Here is a 3,282-nt window from a genome sequence, read left to right as displayed (position 1 = left end):
TTTGTGGAAGCCTTGGCAGCTTTTCGGACAGCGATGTCTTTCCGTTTCTTTGAGTGGCTGACCGAGAATCGGGATGTGTTTGCCGCTTACAAAGCCAGTTTAGGCTTTGTTTGGGCTTGAAATTTGTTTAAGTCCCATTAACCTCAGTGGGAAGCTATGATATTTTCATGCTTGGCGGTGCCAACTTTGGCATCGAGAATATCTCCTGAATCCTGAAAATGCAATCCGTAGACTTTACCACCCTCAGCGCCACTTGTGCCGAAATTGCTGCCGTTTGGCTGCCGGCGAGACTAGAACAAGTGTATCAAATTGATCGCCAAACGATCGCCCTCTATTTACGAACCTTCGATCGCAAGGGATGGTTAATTATTTCTTGGCATCCCCAAGGAGCGCGGCTGCATATTGGTGATCCACCGCCAAAAGTCCCAGATACCTTCACTTTCAGCGATCAATTGCGTCATCAACTCAATGGTTTTGCGCTGACAAAATTAGCATTTGTTGCCCCGTGGGAAAGAGTCATCGATCTACAATTTGCCCAACGTCCCGATGATCCGGCCCTGGGGCATTTGTACATAGAAATTATGGGCAAATATAGCAATGTTATTTTAACTGCGGCTGACAATCAAATTGTCACCGTTGCCCATCAAGTCAATGCCACCCAGTCTAGTGTTCGCACCGTACAAACGGGACAAATCTATCAACTACCACCCGTTTTATTGGCAACAAATCCCAGTTTAGAAGAATCCTTGAGCAGTTGGCAAGCCAGAGTTAGTTTAATCCCTAAAACTATCGAAAAACAGCTAGTTAGTACCTATCGTGGGGTTAGTCCGGTCATCGCTCGATCGCTGTTGCAAAAAGCCAAGATTAACCCGAAATTAAACACGGATCAGTTAGATAATACTGATTGGGAAAAGCTCTTTTCAGTTTGGCAAGAATGGTTAAAAATCTTGGAAAATAAAACCTTTCAACCCGGATGGACAAGAGAAGGTTATACGGTGATCGGTGGGGAGATACTGGCAGCAGCTAAAAATGTTCAAGAATTATTAAACCGTTATTATAGCGACCAAATTAATCAAGAAAGCTTTCGACAACTACAGCAAAAATTAAATCAAAAAGTCATCTCTTTACTGACTAAACTGCAAACTAAAGCGGCGGGATTTCAAACAAGACTAGCAGAATCTGCTCATGCCGATCGCTATAAAGAGCAAGGGGATTTATTAATGGCAAATCTGCAGCAAATACAGCAGGGAATGACTAGCATTACTTTGGCGGATTTCCAGACAGGAAAACCTGTAATTATTCCTCTCGATCCCGAAAGAAATCCCGTGCAGAATGCCCAATATTTTTATAAACAACATCAGAAATTAAAAAGGGCGCGGTTAGCGGTGGAACCTTTATTAGCGGAAGTGGTCAGTGAAATTAATTATCTCGAACAAGTGCGATCGAGTTTAAGTCAACTAGAGAATTATAGCAGCAGGGAAGATTTAGAGGCCCTAGACGAGATACAAGAAGAATTAATTCAACAGAAGTATCTAGAAAGCAATTACCAGCGTAATCGGGCGAATAACAAAGAATCCGAACCCATGCGCTTTACTACTCCCTCTGGAGTAGAATTATGGATTGGCAGAAATAACCGTCAAAATGATCGGCTAACTTTTCGTAGCGCCAGCGATTACGATATCTGGTTTCATAGTCAAGAAATCGCTGGTAGTCACGTTTTACTCCGTTTAACCCCCGGTACAGTTCCAGAAGCCGCCGATCTGCAATTTGCCGCCGATTACGCCGCTTATTATAGCCGCGCTCGCCATAGTGAACAGGTTCCCGTCGTCTATACCCGTCCCAAATACGTCTATAAACCCAAGGGCGCAAAGCCCGGTATGGTGGTTTACAAACAGGAAACGGTAATCTGGGGCTGTCCTCAGAGGGTTGAGGATTACCGCAAAAAATAATTTTTTACCAAATTGTTTACTTTTTTTTACACAAAATGGGTATTGTCTGTTACAATTTTTACTAGAGAGACAAATGCAGTTCAGGCGCTTGGGAACGCAAGAACTATATTTCCTCGGATTACAACAACAAACAACAGCAAACCAGTGGTAGCAGCCGATAGTCTCGGGAAAGACACAAAAAACCGACTATTCAGGTGATATTAAAGCGACCACTGGTATTTTATCCTCACCTAACCGCTTCTGTCACTTTCCTCAACTTTCTTTTCGGTTTCCGAGACTTATTGCCCAGATGAATGAGTTTGATTGTTGAGAATATTTGCTCTATCTTTGGGATGAAAGAGGGATAGGGCCCTTTGAGTCAGGTTTTTCCTCTCACTTTCCCCTAATAATCCTCCTAAATAGGGTATGCTGAAAAAGTTTTTCGTGGGGGTAGGGTGTGGGGTGTGGGGTGTGGGGTTTTACCCATTTTCAGGGGGTCAATTACCTAATTTTCAGGGAAAAAGTGCCTAAATTTCCCCCCCCCCGAATACTCCTAGCTAAGGCACTTTTTGATTTCAAAAAAGCCTAAAAATATTATCCAACAAGGTTTTTAGATTTATTCAGCAAACCCTAAATACTGTCTGAACCCGTTTTTTTGCGCTTCGCTCTTGAAGCAATTGTCAAACCGCCGACACCATCGGTCAAAGCAGGGAGGCATCGCTGCTGGGGTTGTCTCTTTCATCGCCGATTTCTCAACGTAAAGTGCTTACTCTGTAACGATTATACTCGATTGAACCTTTGTTGAGCGTTTAAGTCCCAATAGGGGGGCATAAATCGACTAAATCTTTATCTGGCAAGAGATTTAATTGATTAGTTCGCTCTAGATCGAAAACAGTTGACAAAAATCGCAGCAACACCTGTCTCTATAAGGGTTTCATTCCTTATAACCCCGTCCATTGCATAAGACAAACCGAAGAACCTCTCTTAAATTGGTCTAAAATATGGTAGAGTTCGGCTGTTATTACTTTCAAGTCGGGAGTAACTGATCAGCTGTTGACCATCTAAATTACTCGTTAAGACTGCCTGAAGGCAGGGACTAGGGAGTCTAGGAGTTGGGAGTTTGGGCATTTGTACTAAAATTCCCAATACGCAGTTTAAATGCAGTACAGTTTAACCGACTCCCTAACCCCCATAACCTTTTTACTTTTTACTTTTTTGACATCCTCGCCGCCGTAAAACGGACGGCGATTCCTCACCACGCCACCTTTTTAGAATGGTCGCGTCAATGGGGTTGACGCGACCCGGGATGCTGCTTCTTTAACAGAAGTCTTACGCTTTCCGACCCGTCCATTTT

At 43.4% G+C, this 3,282-nt stretch carries 1 protein-coding gene; it reads left to right on the top strand.

Annotation, left to right across the window (positions count from 1 at the left end):
* Nucleotides 1–218: 218 nt before the first annotated feature.
* Nucleotides 219–1,949, top strand: coding sequence for an Rqc2 family fibronectin-binding protein (locus tag IM319_RS11060; RefSeq protein WP_287735617.1), 1,731 nt, complete (start codon nucleotides 219–221; stop codon nucleotides 1,947–1,949).
* Nucleotides 1,950–3,282: the final 1,333 nt, after the last annotated feature.

The organism is Microcystis sp. M113S1 (genome assembly GCF_020246945.1).
Taxonomy (GTDB): domain Bacteria; phylum Cyanobacteriota; class Cyanobacteriia; order Cyanobacteriales; family Microcystaceae; genus Microcystis.
This window is presented reverse-complemented; position numbering and strand designations above follow the sequence as displayed.

Bases quoted from the DNA above. Each gene is read 5' to 3' on its own strand.
- IM319_RS11060 (WP_287735617.1), top strand. From the start codon at position 219: ATGCAATCCGTAGACTTTACCACCCTCAGCGCCACTTGTGCCGAAATT.